Origin of the sequence: Caulobacter zeae (genome assembly GCF_002858925.1) — a bacterium.
Taxonomy (GTDB): domain Bacteria; phylum Pseudomonadota; class Alphaproteobacteria; order Caulobacterales; family Caulobacteraceae; genus Caulobacter; species Caulobacter zeae.
Window position 1 is genome coordinate 180,880 of record NZ_PJRS01000011.1, and the last position, 13,686, is coordinate 194,565.

Annotated in this window: 14 protein-coding genes; 4 read left to right on the forward strand and 10 right to left on the reverse strand. The window is 69.9% G+C overall.

The window, feature by feature from the left end:
• Positions 1-13 precede the first annotated feature (13 nt).
• The 7 genes from SGCZBJ_RS05575 to SGCZBJ_RS05605 form a co-directional block, all read right to left on the reverse strand.
• A complete protein-coding gene (locus SGCZBJ_RS05575) occupies positions 14-1,405 on the reverse strand; it encodes a S41 family peptidase (RefSeq protein WP_101717023.1) in 1,392 nt (463 codons plus the stop codon).
• A 141-nt stretch (positions 1,406-1,546) separates the two neighbouring features.
• Positions 1,547-2,593 (reverse strand): murein hydrolase activator EnvC family protein, encoded by a 1,047-nt coding sequence (locus SGCZBJ_RS05580; RefSeq protein WP_101717024.1) that lies wholly within the window; start codon positions 2,591-2,593, stop codon positions 1,547-1,549.
• A gap of 94 nt (positions 2,594-2,687) precedes the next feature.
• Positions 2,688-3,152, reverse strand: coding sequence for a 23S rRNA (pseudouridine(1915)-N(3))-methyltransferase RlmH (gene rlmH, locus SGCZBJ_RS05585; RefSeq protein WP_101717025.1), 465 nt, complete (start codon positions 3,150-3,152; stop codon positions 2,688-2,690).
• 67 nt (positions 3,153-3,219) lie between these two features.
• Positions 3,220-3,660, reverse strand: a complete 441-nt coding sequence (gene rsfS / locus SGCZBJ_RS05590) for a ribosome silencing factor (RefSeq protein ID WP_165262651.1) — start codon at positions 3,658-3,660, stop codon at positions 3,220-3,222.
• Between the two features lie 96 nt (positions 3,661-3,756).
• Positions 3,757-4,410, reverse strand: coding sequence for a nicotinate-nucleotide adenylyltransferase (locus tag SGCZBJ_RS05595; RefSeq protein ID WP_101717026.1), 654 nt, complete (start codon positions 4,408-4,410; stop codon positions 3,757-3,759).
• Entirely contained in the window at positions 4,376-5,650 is a 1,275-nt protein-coding gene (locus tag SGCZBJ_RS05600) for a glutamate-5-semialdehyde dehydrogenase (RefSeq protein ID WP_101717027.1), read from the reverse strand. Before SGCZBJ_RS05600 ends, SGCZBJ_RS05595 begins: the two co-directional genes overlap by 35 nt.
• A 215-nt stretch (positions 5,651-5,865) precedes the next feature.
• The gene (locus tag SGCZBJ_RS05605; RefSeq protein ID WP_101717028.1) at positions 5,866-7,248 is read right to left on the reverse strand and encodes a tyrosinase family protein; all 1,383 of its coding nucleotides are present in this window, start codon (positions 7,246-7,248) and stop codon (positions 5,866-5,868) included.
• A gap of 166 nt (positions 7,249-7,414) precedes the next feature.
• Here SGCZBJ_RS05605 and SGCZBJ_RS05610 point away from each other — a divergent pair, with 166 nt between their 5' ends.
• The 3 genes from SGCZBJ_RS05610 to SGCZBJ_RS05620 are packed head-to-tail and all read left to right on the forward strand — an operon-like array spanning position 7,415 to position 8,957.
• Positions 7,415-7,819, forward strand: a complete 405-nt coding sequence (locus SGCZBJ_RS05610; RefSeq protein ID WP_101717029.1) for a hypothetical protein — start codon at positions 7,415-7,417, stop codon at positions 7,817-7,819.
• Complete coding sequence (locus SGCZBJ_RS05615; protein WP_101717030.1) at positions 7,816-8,016, forward strand: helix-turn-helix transcriptional regulator; 201 nt, start codon at positions 7,816-7,818, stop codon at positions 8,014-8,016. The genes SGCZBJ_RS05610 and SGCZBJ_RS05615 overlap by 4 nt, the downstream gene beginning before the upstream one ends.
• 29 nt (positions 8,017-8,045) lie before the next feature.
• Positions 8,046-8,957 carry an alpha/beta fold hydrolase gene (locus tag SGCZBJ_RS05620; protein WP_101717031.1) on the forward strand — a complete coding sequence of 304 codons (912 nt, stop codon included), beginning with the start codon at positions 8,046-8,048 and terminating at the stop codon, positions 8,955-8,957.
• Between the two features lie 188 nt (positions 8,958-9,145).
• Here SGCZBJ_RS05620 and proB read toward each other — a convergent pair whose 3' ends face one another.
• Both proB and obgE read right to left on the reverse strand, forming a co-directional pair.
• Positions 9,146-10,279 (reverse strand): glutamate 5-kinase, encoded by a 1,134-nt coding sequence (proB, locus tag SGCZBJ_RS05625; protein ID WP_101717032.1) that lies wholly within the window; start codon positions 10,277-10,279, stop codon positions 9,146-9,148.
• Positions 10,276-11,340, reverse strand: a complete 1,065-nt coding sequence (obgE, locus tag SGCZBJ_RS05630; RefSeq protein ID WP_101717033.1) for a GTPase ObgE — start codon at positions 11,338-11,340, stop codon at positions 10,276-10,278. Before obgE ends, proB begins: the two co-directional genes overlap by 4 nt.
• A 214-nt stretch (positions 11,341-11,554) precedes the next feature.
• On the opposite strand from obgE, the gene SGCZBJ_RS05635 reads away from it, so the two are divergent.
• Complete coding sequence (locus SGCZBJ_RS05635; protein ID WP_101717034.1) at positions 11,555-12,514, forward strand: hypothetical protein; 960 nt, start codon at positions 11,555-11,557, stop codon at positions 12,512-12,514.
• Between the two features lie 146 nt (positions 12,515-12,660).
• On the opposite strand, the gene SGCZBJ_RS05640 is transcribed toward SGCZBJ_RS05635, so the two are convergent.
• Entirely contained in the window at positions 12,661-13,671 is a 1,011-nt protein-coding gene (locus SGCZBJ_RS05640) for a glycoside hydrolase family protein (RefSeq protein ID WP_101717035.1), read from the reverse strand.
• Positions 13,672-13,686: the final 15 nt, after the last annotated feature.

Here is a 13,686-nt window from a genome sequence, read left to right on the forward strand (position 1 = left end):
AACTCGAAAGCCCTTACTTCTTCTCGACCGGGGGCTTGCCGCCGACGGCCGCGGCCTTGGCGGTGACTTCGGCGATCTTGGGCTGCGGCTTGGGCAGCTTCGGCACGGCCTCGACCGAACCGGCCTTCAGCACGGCCAGGGCCCGCGACAGCTGGAAGTCGTCCTTCTTCTCGTCGAAGCCGGCGGGCGGCGCCTCGGCTGGGACGTGGGCGCCCTTGCGGGTCTTGCCCTCGTCGGCGTTGAGCGCGTTCTTGAAGCTGGCCTCGCTGAACCACACGCGGTTGGCGATGTCCTGGGCCTGGTCCTTGGTCTGGGCCACTTCCAGGTCGGGCTCGATGCCGGTCTTTTGGATCGAGCGGCCCGACGGGGTGAAGTAGCGGGCCGTGGTCAGCTTCAGCGCGCCGTCGGCGCCGCCGCGCAGCGGGATCACGGTCTGCACCGAGCCCTTGCCGAAGCTGGTGATGCCGACGAGTTCGGCGCGGTGACGGTCCTGCAGGGCGCCCGCGACGATTTCGGCGGCCGAGGCCGAGCCCTGGTTGATCAGCACCACCATCGGCAGGCCGTTCAGGATATCGCCCGGGGTGGCGTTCAGGCGCTGGATGTCGCGCGGATTGCGGCCGCGCTGGCTGACGACCTCGCCGCCTTCCAGGAAGAGGTCGGCGACCCCGCGCGCCTGGTCGAGCAGGCCGCCCGGATTGTTGCGCAGGTCGAAGACGAGGCCCTTCATCTGCGGGTTCTTGGCCTGCAGGTCCTTGATGGACGCGGCCAGGGCGTCGGTGGATTTCTCGTTGAAGCCGGGCAGGCGCACATAGCCGTAGTCGCCTTCCATGCGGGCGATGGCGGCCTTGGGCTTGATGACCTCGCGCACCAGCTTCAGCTCGATCGGGTCGGACTTCTCGCGGGCGATGGTGATGGCCACCGTCTCGCCGGCCGGGCCGCGCATCTGCTTGACGGCCTCGTTGACCGTCAGGCCCAGGACCGACTGGCCGTTGACGGCCGTGATGTAGTCGCCGGCCTGGACGCCGGCCCGGGCGGCGGGCGTGCCGTCCATCGGCGAGATGACCTTGACCACGCCTTCCTCGCTGGTGACCTCGATGCCGAGGCCGCCGTATTCGCCGCGGGTGGTGTCCTGCATGTCCTCGAAGCTGTCGGGCGACAGATAGCCCGAGTGCGGGTCGAGGCTGGTCAGCATGCCGTCCAGGGCCGCCTCGATCAGCTTCTTGTCGTCGACTTCGGTGACGTACTGGTCCTCGACGGTGGCGAGCACGTCGCCGAACAGTTCGAGCAGCTTGTAGGTCTTGGCCTTCTGCGAGGGGATGGTCGCTTGGGCGATGGGGCTGACGTAGGCCATGGTCCCCGCGCCGAGGACAAAGGCCGAAACACCGATGAGCAGGTACTTGCGCATAAGGCCAGAATGGCTCCCTGGCGGCGCGGACGCCGCGTTCGATACTCAAGCGGCGCGAACGCCGCCTCTTATACACCGGCCCCGTCCATCCCCGACGCGGGCCGCGTCATGATGAACGCCCATCATTGCTGAAAAAGTCGTCTACCGCGACTCCTGCTTCAGCCAACGCCCCGGATCGGCCGGAACGCCGTTCTCACGCACTTCAAGATAGAGCTCCGGCTCCAAAGGTCCACGGTCCGTCATGCGTCCGAGGCTGGCGCCGGCTGCGACTGATTGTCCGGGCGCCACCGAAACGTCGGCCATGCCGGCCATGACCAGATGGTAGGCGCCCTGGGTGCGGACGATCACGACCATGTCCCAGCCGTTCAGCGGGCCGGCGTACTCGACCACGCCGGCGGCGGGGCTGCCGACGTTCTGGCCCTTGGCGGTGCGGATCGACAGGCCTTCGGCCTTGCCGCCCACCGGCAGGGCGTCGCCCCAGCGGCGGACCACCTCGCCGGGCGCCGGAACCCGCAGCGCCAGCGGACCGGTGGCGCCGCCGGTCGCCAGGCCGTCGGTCAAGGCGCCCAGGGTCTGGCGCTCCTGGTCGGCGGCGATGGCGTCCTGGGCGTAGGCGCGCTCCAGCTGGGTCTTCTCGACGATCATCCGCTCCAGCTCGCCGCGGCGGTCGGCCATGGCGCTCTCGGCGGTGAACAGCTGCTCGGAGGCGGCGGCGGCCTCGCGGCGCAGGGCGCCGACGGCGCGGGCCTGGCGGGCGTAGGCGTCGGCGCGGGCCTGCAGGTCGGGGGTCATGGCCCGGATCAGGATCGCCGCCCGCACCGCGTCGCGGGCGTCGCGGGGATTGACCAGCAGGGCCGGCGGCGGATTGCGGCGGAATAGTTGCAGGGCGCTGAGCAGCCGGGCCAGCTGGCCCCGGTCGCGGCCCAGTTCGCCGATCAGCGCCGACTCCCGCCGGTGCAAGGTCTCCAGCCGGGCGCGCTTGACGTCGACATCGGCCCCGGCCGAGACCTGCTGCTGGTTCAGCCGGGCCAGCTCGGCCCGCAGGTCCTCGATCTCGCGGCGGGTGTCGGCGGCCTGCTGCAGGTCGCGGGTGCGCTGGTCGCCGATCTGCTGCGCGACGACGGCCCCCGCTCCGGCGAGGAGCAGGGCGCAGGCGCTGACGGCGAGGATCGCGGGGCGACGGGGCATCGAATCCCTATCTGCCTTAGGGCGCGGCGGTTTCAAAGGGCGCAACAAACAAGCCCCTCTCCCAGAGGGAGAGGGAGGCGTCTTTCGCGCCCACTCAATCCCGGTGATAGGGCGAGCCCGCCAGGATGGTGGCGGCGCGGTAGATCTGTTCGGCCAGCATGGCGCGGGCCAGGGCGTGGGGCCAGGTCTGGGGCCCGAAGGCCAGCAGTTCGTTGGCTTGGGCCAGGATCGACGGGTCCAGCCCGTCGGCGCCGCCGATCAGGAACACGATCCTGCGCTGGCCGTCGTCGCGCAGGCGCTCCAGGCGTCCGGCGAAGGCGCGCGAGGTGTGGACCTTGCCGTGCTCGTCGCAGGCGACGACATAGGCGCCCTCCAGGTGCGGGCGCAGCACCTCGGCCTCGGCGGCCTTGCCGGGCTTGCGGGCCTCGACCTCGAGGATCTCGACGGGGCCGAGCGCGAGGGCGCGGCCGGACGCGGTGGCGCGGGACGCGTAGTCCAGCGCCAGCTGCGCCTCGACCATGCGGCCGAGCTTCCCGACGGTGAGGATGGTGATCTTCATTCTGGGAAAGCGGGGCGGAGAACCCCGCTCCGAGCCGAGCTCAGGAGCGGGGCCTGCCCACGAGAGATCAGTTCGACGACGCGGCCGGCATCCGGTGCGGGGCGTCGACGGCCCAGATCTTCTCGATGTTGTAGAAGCTGCGCACTTCGGGGCGGAACAGGTGGACGACGACGTCGCCGGCGTCGATCAGCACCCAGTCGCAGTGCGGCAGGCCTTCGACCCGGGCCTTGCCCAGGCCATGGTCCTTCAGCGCGCGCAGCACGTGGTCGGCGAGAGCGCCGACGTGACGGTGCGAGCGGCCCGAAGCCACGATCAGGCTGTCGGCCACGGAGCTCTTGTCCGTAAGGTCGATGTGGACGATGTCCTGGGCCTTGTCGTCGTCGAGGCGGTCCAGGATCAGGCGCTCCAGCGCCTTGATGTTCAGGTCCGTACTGAGCGTCGGATTTTCAGTCGAGGATTCGGCACCAGCCGGTCCCTCGTGCGCCGTCGGCGCGGGGTCGCTACGCAGCGGAATGCTCCTTATTGGCTTCGCGCAAAGCCCCTCATAGCACGGAAAGACTCGAAACGTGAGGGGGATCGTGGTCGCAGGCGGATTCGGGCGGGCTCAACCCTTGGTCTGGCGCGCCCGCAGGGCCGTGGACGAGGCGAAGTTCAACGGGCCGGTCAGGTAGACCCAGGCCGGGACGTCGGCGTCAGCGATAGTCGCCGCGGCGCTGGCCGGGCGGCGGGCGAAGGCGAAGCGGCGGGCGGCGGGCGAACTGCGGGCCTTGAGCGCCGCCCAGGGGCGCGAGACCACGGCCACGGGGACCTCGCGCATGATCTGGGTCCAGCCGCGCCAGCGGTGGAAGGTGGCCAGGCTGTCGGCGCCCATCACCCAGACGAACTTCACGCCCGGGAAACGGGCCTTGAGCACCCGCAGGGTGTCGATCGTGTATTGCGAGCCCAGCCGCGTCTCGGCGTCGGAGACGATCATGGACGAGCCGCGCGCCCAGCGCCGGGCCTCGCCCATGCGCTCGGCCAGCGGCCGCGTCTCGCGCGACGACTTCAGCGGGTTCTGCGGCGAGACCAGCCAGATCACCTTGTCGAGGTTCAGGCGATGCAGGGCCGTCTCGGCCACGTGGGCGTGGCCCTCGTGCGCCGGGTTGAAGCTGCCGCCGAACAGCCCGACGCGCATGCCCGGCTCCAGGTGGAAGCCGAGGCGATGGGCGCTGGGGCGGCCGGCCTCAGGGACGAGTCTGGCCGGTCCCGCGAACCACATACTTGAACGTCGTCAGTTGCTCGGCCCCGACCGGGCCGCGGGCATGAAGCTTGTCGGTGGCGATGCCGATTTCGGCCCCGAAGCCGAACTCGCCGCCATCGGCGAACTGGGTGGAGGCGTTGACCAGCACGATGGCGCTGTCGACCTGGCCGACGAACCGCTCGGCGGCGGCGGCGTCCTCGGTGACGATCGCGTCGGTGTGGCCCGAGCCGTACGCAGCGATGTGCGCAGCCGCGCCCTCGACGCCGTCGACCACGGCCACGGCGATGATCGGGGCCAGGTACTCGGTGGTCCAGTCCTCGACCGTGGCGGCCTTGAGTTCCGGTTCGATGGCGCGGGCGGCCGCGTCGCCGCGGATCTCGCAGCCGGCCTTGATCAACACGTCGGCGATCGGCGGCAGCAGCTTGCCGGCCGCGGCGCGGTCGATCAGCAGGGTCTCGGCCGAGCCGCACACCGACACGCGGCGCATCTTGGCGTTCAGCACGATGTCGGCGGCCTTCTTCAGGTCGGCGGCCTCGTGGACGAAGACGTGGTTCAGGCCTTCCAGGTGGCCCAGCACCGGGGCGCGGGCCTCGGCCTGGACGCGAGCGACCAGGCTCTTGCCGCCGCGCGGGATGATCAGGTCGATCGACCGGTCCAGGCCCGACAGGATGGCGCCGACGGCGGCGCGGTCGGTGGTGCGCACCATCTGCACCACGTTCGCAGGCAGGCCCGCGGCGGCCAGGCCCTTCAGCACGGCGGCGTGGATGGCGAGGTTGGACTCGATGCACTCCGAGCCGCCGCGCAGGATCACCGCATTGCCCGACCGCAGGGTCAGGGCCGCGGCGTCGGCCGTCACGTTGGGGCGGCTTTCGTAGATCATGGCGATCACGCCGATCGGCGTGCGCACGCGGGCGATGTCCAGGCCGTTGGGGCGCTGCCAGCGGGCGGTCTCGACGCCCAGCGGGTCGGGAATGGCGGCCACGGCCTCGACGCCGGCGGCCACGCCTTCAAGCCGCTGCTCGTTGAGCATCAGCCGCTCGATCATCGGCGGGGTCAGGCCGTTGGCGTCGGCCTTTTCCAGGTCGCGGGCGTTGGCGGCCAGGATGGCCGGGGCCTCGGCGCGGATGGCGGCGGCGATGGCGACGAGGGCGGCGGTGCGCTGGGCTGGCGTGGCGAGGCGAAGCGAGCGCGCGCCCTCGCGGGCCGCCTGGCCCATCGCTCTCATTGTCGCCTGCAGGCCCCCGGCCGCGTCGTCCATGGCTCGTCCGTCCCCGGATATGCTCAGATTGAGGCTTACCTAGGCCCTTTGGGGCGCGGGGGGAATGGCCAAACGCTGGCGACGTCGCCAGAAAGCCTGTCAGCCGGAGCGCGCCAGGGTCAGGCGTGCCCGGCTGACCGGATCTGGCGTGCTCGAAGTGTTTGAATCTGGAACTTGCTGATCAGGCTTGGATGTCCATCCAAACCCAGCAGGTTCTAGCGCGGCGCCTCCACCGTCGACTCCACCCGGAACGCGCCGATGGTGATCGCCGGACCTGTCGGCGCCTCGGGGCCGTCGACCCGGACGAACGACACCTTGACCTCGCGCAATTGGCCTGGCGAAAGCCGGCGCAGGACCTCGGTGGCGGGCAACACCAGGCGCACCTTGCCGTCGCCGTGGGCGGCGTGCGGGCCCTCGCCGCCGCTGTGCTGGGCTCCGGCGATCTCGAAGGCGCCGACCGTGCCGATCAGGCGCGAAGGGTTCAGCGCGCCGCCGGCCGGCAGGTTGACATAGACCTGGTAGAAATAGCCGCCCTGCTTGCCGGCTTCGGTCACCGCCACATCCTCGAGCACGACGTTGATGCTCACGGGTGGTCGGACGCCGGCGGCGGAGGGGCCGCGCGGCGGCGGGACGGTCAGCAGCCGCGTGCGGTTCTGGCCATCGTCGCCGAGCGGCACGCGCAGGCTGAACGAGCTCTGGTCGAGCGTCAGGCCGCCTTGCGTCTCGCCCAGCGACAGCACCTGTCCGATCAGCCGCTCCCTGGCGAGAGGCACCGCCCTGATCGGCGGGGCGACGGTGACGCCCAGCCGTCGCGGGGTAGGCAGGCGTTCGTCGTCGTAGGTGTAGCCCAGGCCTTCGGCGCTGTAGGTCACGCGCTTGTTCATCTGAGGCTGGCCGCCATAGACGAAGGTCCCGTTCCAGTAGGCGTCGGTCGGGGGCGGGTTGGCGCGCCCGGCGCCGGCCTTGACCCAGGCGCACCACAGCCGGTCGATGTTGGCGTGGTGCAACCAGAAGATCGGATCCTGCGGCGACTGCAGGGTGGGCATGAAGCCGCCGATGATGTTGTGCACCTGGTTGTGCGGCACGCTCTCGACCCGCGGCTCCATGGGCGTGGGCCAGTTGCGCGGCAACTGCTTCCAGACCGGATCGGTGAAGTCGTAGCCGAGGGCGTTCACGACGTTGGTGTTGGTGCGCTTCACGTAGAGCGGATTGCCGGGCGCGGGGTTGGTGAAATCCGACGGCATGTTCGGGTCGGCGAAGTAGTTCCAGTACGGCAGGCTGAAGTTGGGGTCTCGCGACAGTTCGCGGATCTTCTGCTCGAACTGCAGGATGTAACCCCGGTGCCAGGCCAGGAAGTAGGGCACGCCGTGCGGGCAGAAGTTCTGGTGGATGTTGGCCCAGTAGAACCAGCTGTTCGGATCCGACGCGTTGGGGTTGCTGCGCATGATGCCGACGGCGCGGGCGTAGGACGGGCCCGACGTCGAGTTCCTGAACACCTGCCAGCTGACCCGCCGCCGCAGCGTCTGCGCCGCCGCTTCGCCGGCCGCCGCCAGACCCGCCGCCAGGCCGGTGGCCAGCATCACGCGCCGATCGATCATTCCGCCCTCCCGAGCATTTCCCGTTAAGCGCGCATAGGTTGCATCATGGCGCGAGCGTCAGCAAGGGGCGAGGTTCATGGGTATGTCAGGATCTCCCGACATAATGTCAGGTTGACATGACATTCTGCCCGTGTCAGGTTTGCCTTACATCAACGGGAGGCGAGCCATGCTGGCGATCGGAAAGTTCCAGACCTCGGCGCACAAGCGCTACGTGATCCGCACCATGGCGTTCATGATCCCCTATGTGCTGGTCAACACCGGCGCGATCTTCGGGGCCTTCGACGACATCAGGACGCCGGTGGCGGCCTGGGCGCTGGCCCTGGTGGTCTCGGCCCCGGTGGTCGGACAGATCTGGGCGACCCTGGCCCTGATGGCCGAGTCCGACGAATTCGTCCGCGCCCTGGTCGCCAAGCAGTTCATCATCGCCTCGGGCGTGGCCATGGCCCTGTTCTCGGTGTGGGGCTTCGGCGAAAGCTACGCCCACGCGCCGCACCTGCCGGGCTGGCTGATCTATCCGTTGTTCTGGGCGGTGTTCGGCGTGGTCTCGCCCTTCATCCGGAGCACGCGATGAAGAACCGCCTGAAGCTGCTGCGGGTCGAGCGCGGCTGGACCCAGGAGCAGATGGGCCAGGCCCTGGGCGTCTCGCGCCAGGCGGTCAACGCCCTGGAGACCGAGAAGCACGACCCCTCGCTCGACCTCGCCTACCGCATCGCCGCCGTCTTCGAGCGGCCGATCGAAGAGATTTTCGAAAACACGCACGTCCGCTGAAGACGTTCCCTGAAAGCTAGGAGACCCCCATGTCGCTCGCCTTCCTCCGCGGCCGCGCGGTCGCGCGCGCCTGCATCATCGTCCTGGCCGTCCTGCTGGGCCTCGGGATCGCCGTTTCCGTCGCCAGGGCTCAGCCCGCCGCCGTGAACGACCGCCTGACGGTCGAGGTCGTGGGGCAGGGGCCCGACGTGATCCTGGTGCCCGGCCTGGCTTCCTCGCGCGAGGCGTTCCGGCCGTTGGCCGAGCGGCTGAAGGCGACGCACCGCGTGCACCTGGTGCAGCTGTCGGGCTTCGCCGGCCAGTCCTGGACCGGCGGCGAGGGCCCGTTCGTCGACCCGGCGGTCGAGGCCCTGGCGGCCTATATCCGCTCGGCCGGGCTCAAGCAGCCGGCGGTGATCGGCCACTCGATGGGCGGCCTGTCGGGCCTGCTGCTGGCCCAGCGCAATCCCGGGCTCGTGGGGCGGGTGATGACCGTCGACAGCCTGCCGTTCTACAGCGCCATGTTCGGCCCGACGGCGACGAGCGCCAGCGCCAAGCCCTTCGCCGACCGCATGGCGGCCGGCGTCCTGTCGGCCAGCCCCGAGACCTTCGCCGCCCAGCAGGCCGCCGCCGCCAAGGGCCTGTCGAAGACCCCGGCCATGCAGGAGGCGATCGTCGCCTGGTCGCTGGCGTCCGACCGCAAGGCCGTGGCCAAGGCGATCTCCGAAGTGATGACTCTGGACGCCCGTCCGGGCCTGGCGGCGATGAAGACGCCGGTCACCGCCCTCTACGCCGTCGACGCCGAGGGCGCGCTGCCGCCGGCCGTGGTCGGGGCGCTGTGGATGCGCGAATACGACGCCCTGCCCGGTGTGAAGCTGGTGCGGGTCGAGGGCAGTCGCCACTTCATCATGGCCGACCAACCCGAGGCCTTCACCAAGGCGGTGGATGGGTTCCTGAAATGAGGCCCTCTCCCTCTGGGAGAGGTGTCGGCGAAGCCGACGGAGAGGGGAGTGGCTGCGAAATCAGCGGCCCAGCGGAAGCTGATAACGGCCCCCCTCCGGCCCTCCGGCCCTCCTCCCCCAGAGGGGGAGGATCTTCGTCGTAGATGCTCCCCCTCTGGGGGAGCTGTCGCGGAGCGACTGAGGGGGTCCTACCCCCCCACCGCCAGGTCGTCGGCGTGGATCATCGGGCCTTCGGTGAAGCCCAGTTCGGCCTCGATGGCGTCGCTGCGCAGGCCGGCGATCCGCAAGGCGTCGGCGCTGTCGTAGCGCACCAGGCCGCGGGCGACCTCGCGGCCGGTCTCGTCGCGGACGCGGACGGCGTCGCCCTTTTCGAACGGGCCCTCGACGGCGCGCACCCCGGCGGACAGCAGGCTCTTGCCGGTCTTCAGGGCGGCTGCGGCGCCGGCGTCGACCGTCACCCAGCCCTGCGGGGCCAGCGAGCCGGCGATCCAGGCCTTGTAGGCGGCGGCGGGCGAGGCGGCGGCCTCGATCAGGGTCGCGGGCGCGCCCTCTTCGATGGCGGCCAGCGGACGCGGGCGCGAGCCCAGGGTGATCAGGGTGGCGCAGCCGGCGGCCCGCGCGATACGGGCGGCGGCGATCTTGGTGGCCATTCCGCCTGTGCCGACCCCGGCGGCGGCGTTGGCGCCCTCGGCCATGGCGGCGATCGCCGGGGTGATCTCCGAGACGCGCGGAATGTGGGTGGCGGCCGGGTCGCGGCGCGGGTCGGCGGTGTAGAGGCCGTCGATGTCCGACAGCAGCACCAGCAGGTCCGCGCCCGCCAGCTGGCCCACGCGGGCGGCCAGGCGATCATTGTCGCCGTAGCGGATCTCTTCGGTGGCCACCGTGTCGTTCTCGTTGACGACCGGAACCACGCCCAGCGACAGCAGGGTCTCGACCGTGGCGCGGGCGTTCAGCCAGCGGCGGCGGGTCTCGGTGTCGTCGCGTGTCATCAGGATCTGGGCGACGCCGACGCCGTGCGGCTCGAACGCCTCCTCCCAGGCCCGCATCAGCAGGCTCTGGCCGGCGGCGGCCGCGGCCTGCTTCTCCGGCAGGGTGATCTTGCGGCCCGACAGGCCAAGGCGCCGGCGGCCCAGCGCCCCCGCGCCGGACGAGACCACGACCACCTGCTTGCCGGCCGCGCGCAGGGCCGCGGCGTCGGCGCAGAAGGCCTCGAGCCAGCCCTTGTTGGCTGCGCCGGTGGCGGCGTCGACCAGCAGGGCCGAGCCGACCTTGAACACGATCCTCCGGGCCTGGCCCAGAGGTCCCCCGACCCCCAGGTTCACGGCTGCCAGCCCCCCGGCGTCTCCTCGACGTGGTCCTCGTCTTCCTCGATCTCGGCCACAGCGTCGCCGCGGCGCACGCGCACCTGGCGATAGGCCGCGCGCAGGAGCTCGGTGACCCCTTCGCCCGACACGCCGGAGATCAGCAGCGGCTTGACGCCGGCCACGGCTTCCAGCTCGGCCTGCTTGGCGGCGCGGGTCTCGTCGTCCAGGGCGTCGATCTTGTTCAGCGCCAGGATCTCGGACTTGTCGCCCAGCTCGTCGCCATAGGCCTCGAGCTCGCCGCGGATGGTGGTCCAGGCGCCGACGATGTCGTCCTGGGTGGCGTCCACCAGGTGGATCAGGGTGGCCGAACGCTCGACGTGGCCCAGGAACCGGGTGCCGAGCCCCGCGCCTTCCGACGCGCCCTCGATCAGGCCGGGGATGTCGGCCAGCACGAAGCGCTCGCTGGTCGACAGGTCCACGACGCCCAGGTTCGGGGTCAGGGTGGTGAAGGGATAGTCGGCGATCTTCGGTTTGGCGGCGCTGGCGGCCGCCAGGAAGGTCGACTTACCGGCGTTGGGCAGGCCCACCAGACCGACATCGGCGATGAGCTTCAGGCGCAGCCACAGCCAGCGCTCCTCGCCTTCCTGGCCGGGATTGGCCCACATCGGGGCCTGGTTCACCGGACCCTTGAAGTGCAGGTTGCCCCAGCCGCCGTTGCCGCCCTTGGCCAGCAGCACGCGCATGCCCGCCTCGTCGAGGTCGACGATCAGGGTCTCCTTGTCCTCTTCCAGCACCTCGGTGCCGACGGGGACCTTCAGGACGATGTCGTCGCCGGCCGCGCCGTGGCGCTGGCGGCCCATGCCGTGCACGCCGGTGCCGGCCTTGAAGTGCTGCTGGTAGCGATAGTCGATCAGGGTGTTGAGGCCCTCGACGGCCTCGATCCAGATGTCGCCGCCGCGACCGCCGTCCCCGCCGTCGGGGCCGCCGTATTCGATGTACTTCTCGCGTCGGAAAGACACCGACCCGCCGCCGCCGTTTCCGGAGCGGATGAAGATCTTGCATTGATCCAGGAATTTCATGGGCGTCTTTTGTCCCAACACGGGTTTCGCGTCGAGCGAAATGGACTTGGCGCAACCTGTGGAACGCGTGACCAAGCGCCGCCCGTGTCGATATTGCGACAATGAAGCGCTGCCTTGAACGCTGTTCGGCGTCGTGACGAAATGTTAAACACGCAGTGCGACAAACGGTCTCGGGGCGAAAATTCTCTATTTCTCGTGGAGGGGGAGGCGTCCGTTGTCGACGGAAGCGAACGTCAGGGATGAACTCGATCAGGACCTCAAGGACCTGACGCTGCAGACGTTATGCCGCAAGTATGCGGGCGAGGCGTCGATCCACCGCAACATCCTGATGAGCCGCGGCACCGGCGTGACCGGGACGTGGCGCGATTTCCGCGCCTTCCTCGGCGACATCGGCACGCGTCCATCCGAAAACCACGTCCTGGTGCTGATCAACCGGCTCGAGCGCACCTACGGCCCCGGCCGCGCCCGCTGGATGACGCCCGACGAGCAGGCCGCGCACGAGGCCGATTTCGACCGCCTCCAGGCCGAGAAGAAGCGCGAGGCCCAGAAGATCGAGCACGAGGCCGCCGCCATCCGCCGCGCCAAGGCTCCCAACGCCCCCAATTTCGGCCAGTTCACGCCGATGGCCGGCCAGCAGGTCAGCTTCACTGACGTGGCCCGCAAGCTGAACATCCCGGTCGGGGCCCTGTCCAAGACCATGGCCGGCGGCCGCAGCGCCGACGAGCTGGTCAAGCGCGCGGCCAGCGCCGCCGAGGTCATCAATACCGAGGCCAGCTGGCTGCCGCCGGATCCGGCCCGCAAGGCCAACTTCTTCGAGGCCTTCCGCATCTGGCACATGCAGGTGCAGCCCCAGTTCAGCCGCGCGGCCACCCCGACCTTCCTGTTTCTCTACATCGCCCTGCCGGTGATGAAGGAGTGCCGCGACGAACTGGTCGACCTGAACCTGTGGAACCCGCTGGGGCAGCGCGCCCTGACTGCTCGCGACAACCACATCTCGTGGAAGAAATACTGCGAGTTCATGCCGCGCGCGCAGGTGGCGATGATGGAGATCCCCATCTACGCCACCTATTCGCTGCTGTCGGACCTGGACGCCCTGTGCGAGCGCATCGTCACGGCCGAGAAGCGCTTCCGCGAAGGCCCGCAGAAGGTGATCCACACGCATCGGGCGGCTTGATCTGACCACGAGGAACCTCCCCCCCCTGGGGGAGGTGATCGCGAAGCGATCGGTGGGGGAGTGTTTGAGAAGCCGGCCTCTTCACCGGCAGCTGAGAACTTCCCCCCACCGGCCTTCGGCCGCCTCCCCCAGAGGGGGAGGTGCTTTTATTTCGCCGCCTTCAGGCCCTTCTTCACGACCGCCTCGCGATCGATCGTCAGCCAGCCGTCCTTGCCGACCTTCAGCTCGCCCAGCTGGATCACCGTGCGCTGGTTCCACACCGGATCGGTCTTGGCTTCCTCTTCCTTGCCCTGGCCCACGAAGTAGTAGAGCAGCGCCCGGCCGTCGTTGACGACCACGTCGGGGTGGTGGCCAAGGTCGCGGTCGGTGGGCGCTGCGCCCGGCTTGTCGAGGATGAAGCCCGGCTGGCGCTCCCAGGTCACGGCGTCTTTCGAGCGCAGCACCGCCAGGCCCTTCCAGGCGTCGGCGATCATCCACCAGGAACCTTGGAAGAAGAACACCTTGGGCCCCTCGCCGGCGAAGTCGGCGACGAAGTCGGGCTGGCGGGTCCAGGACTTCAGGTCCGGGCTGTCGGCGAAGAAAATCCGGCTGTCCTTGCGCTCGTCCTTGAACCACATGCGGTAGCCGCCCTGCGGGGCCTTTATGACGCCGGCGTCGATCACCCGGTCAGAGCCGAGGTCGAGGGTGTCGGCGCAGGTCCAGGCCTTGAGGTCGGTGGAGGTCAGGTGGACGATCTTCGCGCCGGCTTCCGGCAGGTTCCAGCGGTGGAAGATCCCGGGGACCACGGTCAGGAACATGTGGTGGACGCCGTTCTCGGTGAAGATCTCGGGCGCCCAGAGGGTTTGGCCGGTGCAGGCGGCGGGGATGTCGGCCGTGCCGGCATAGGTCCAGGCCAGGCCGTCCTTGGAGGTAGCCACGCCGATGGCGGTGGCGTGCAGCCAGGCGACGTCCTTGGGGTCTTCCAGTTTCAGGGTGGCGCGGCGGTTGGTGTAGAACATCCGCCACAGCTTGTCGGTCTTGTCCCAGGCGATGGCCACGTCGGCCGCGCCGTCGAACACCGGGTCGCGATACAGCGGCTTCTGGGCCTGAGCGAGCGCGGCGGCGGGGGGCGTGAGGGTCAGAGCCAGCGCCAGACCGGCCAGTACGCGACGATGCATGATGCCTCCCATATT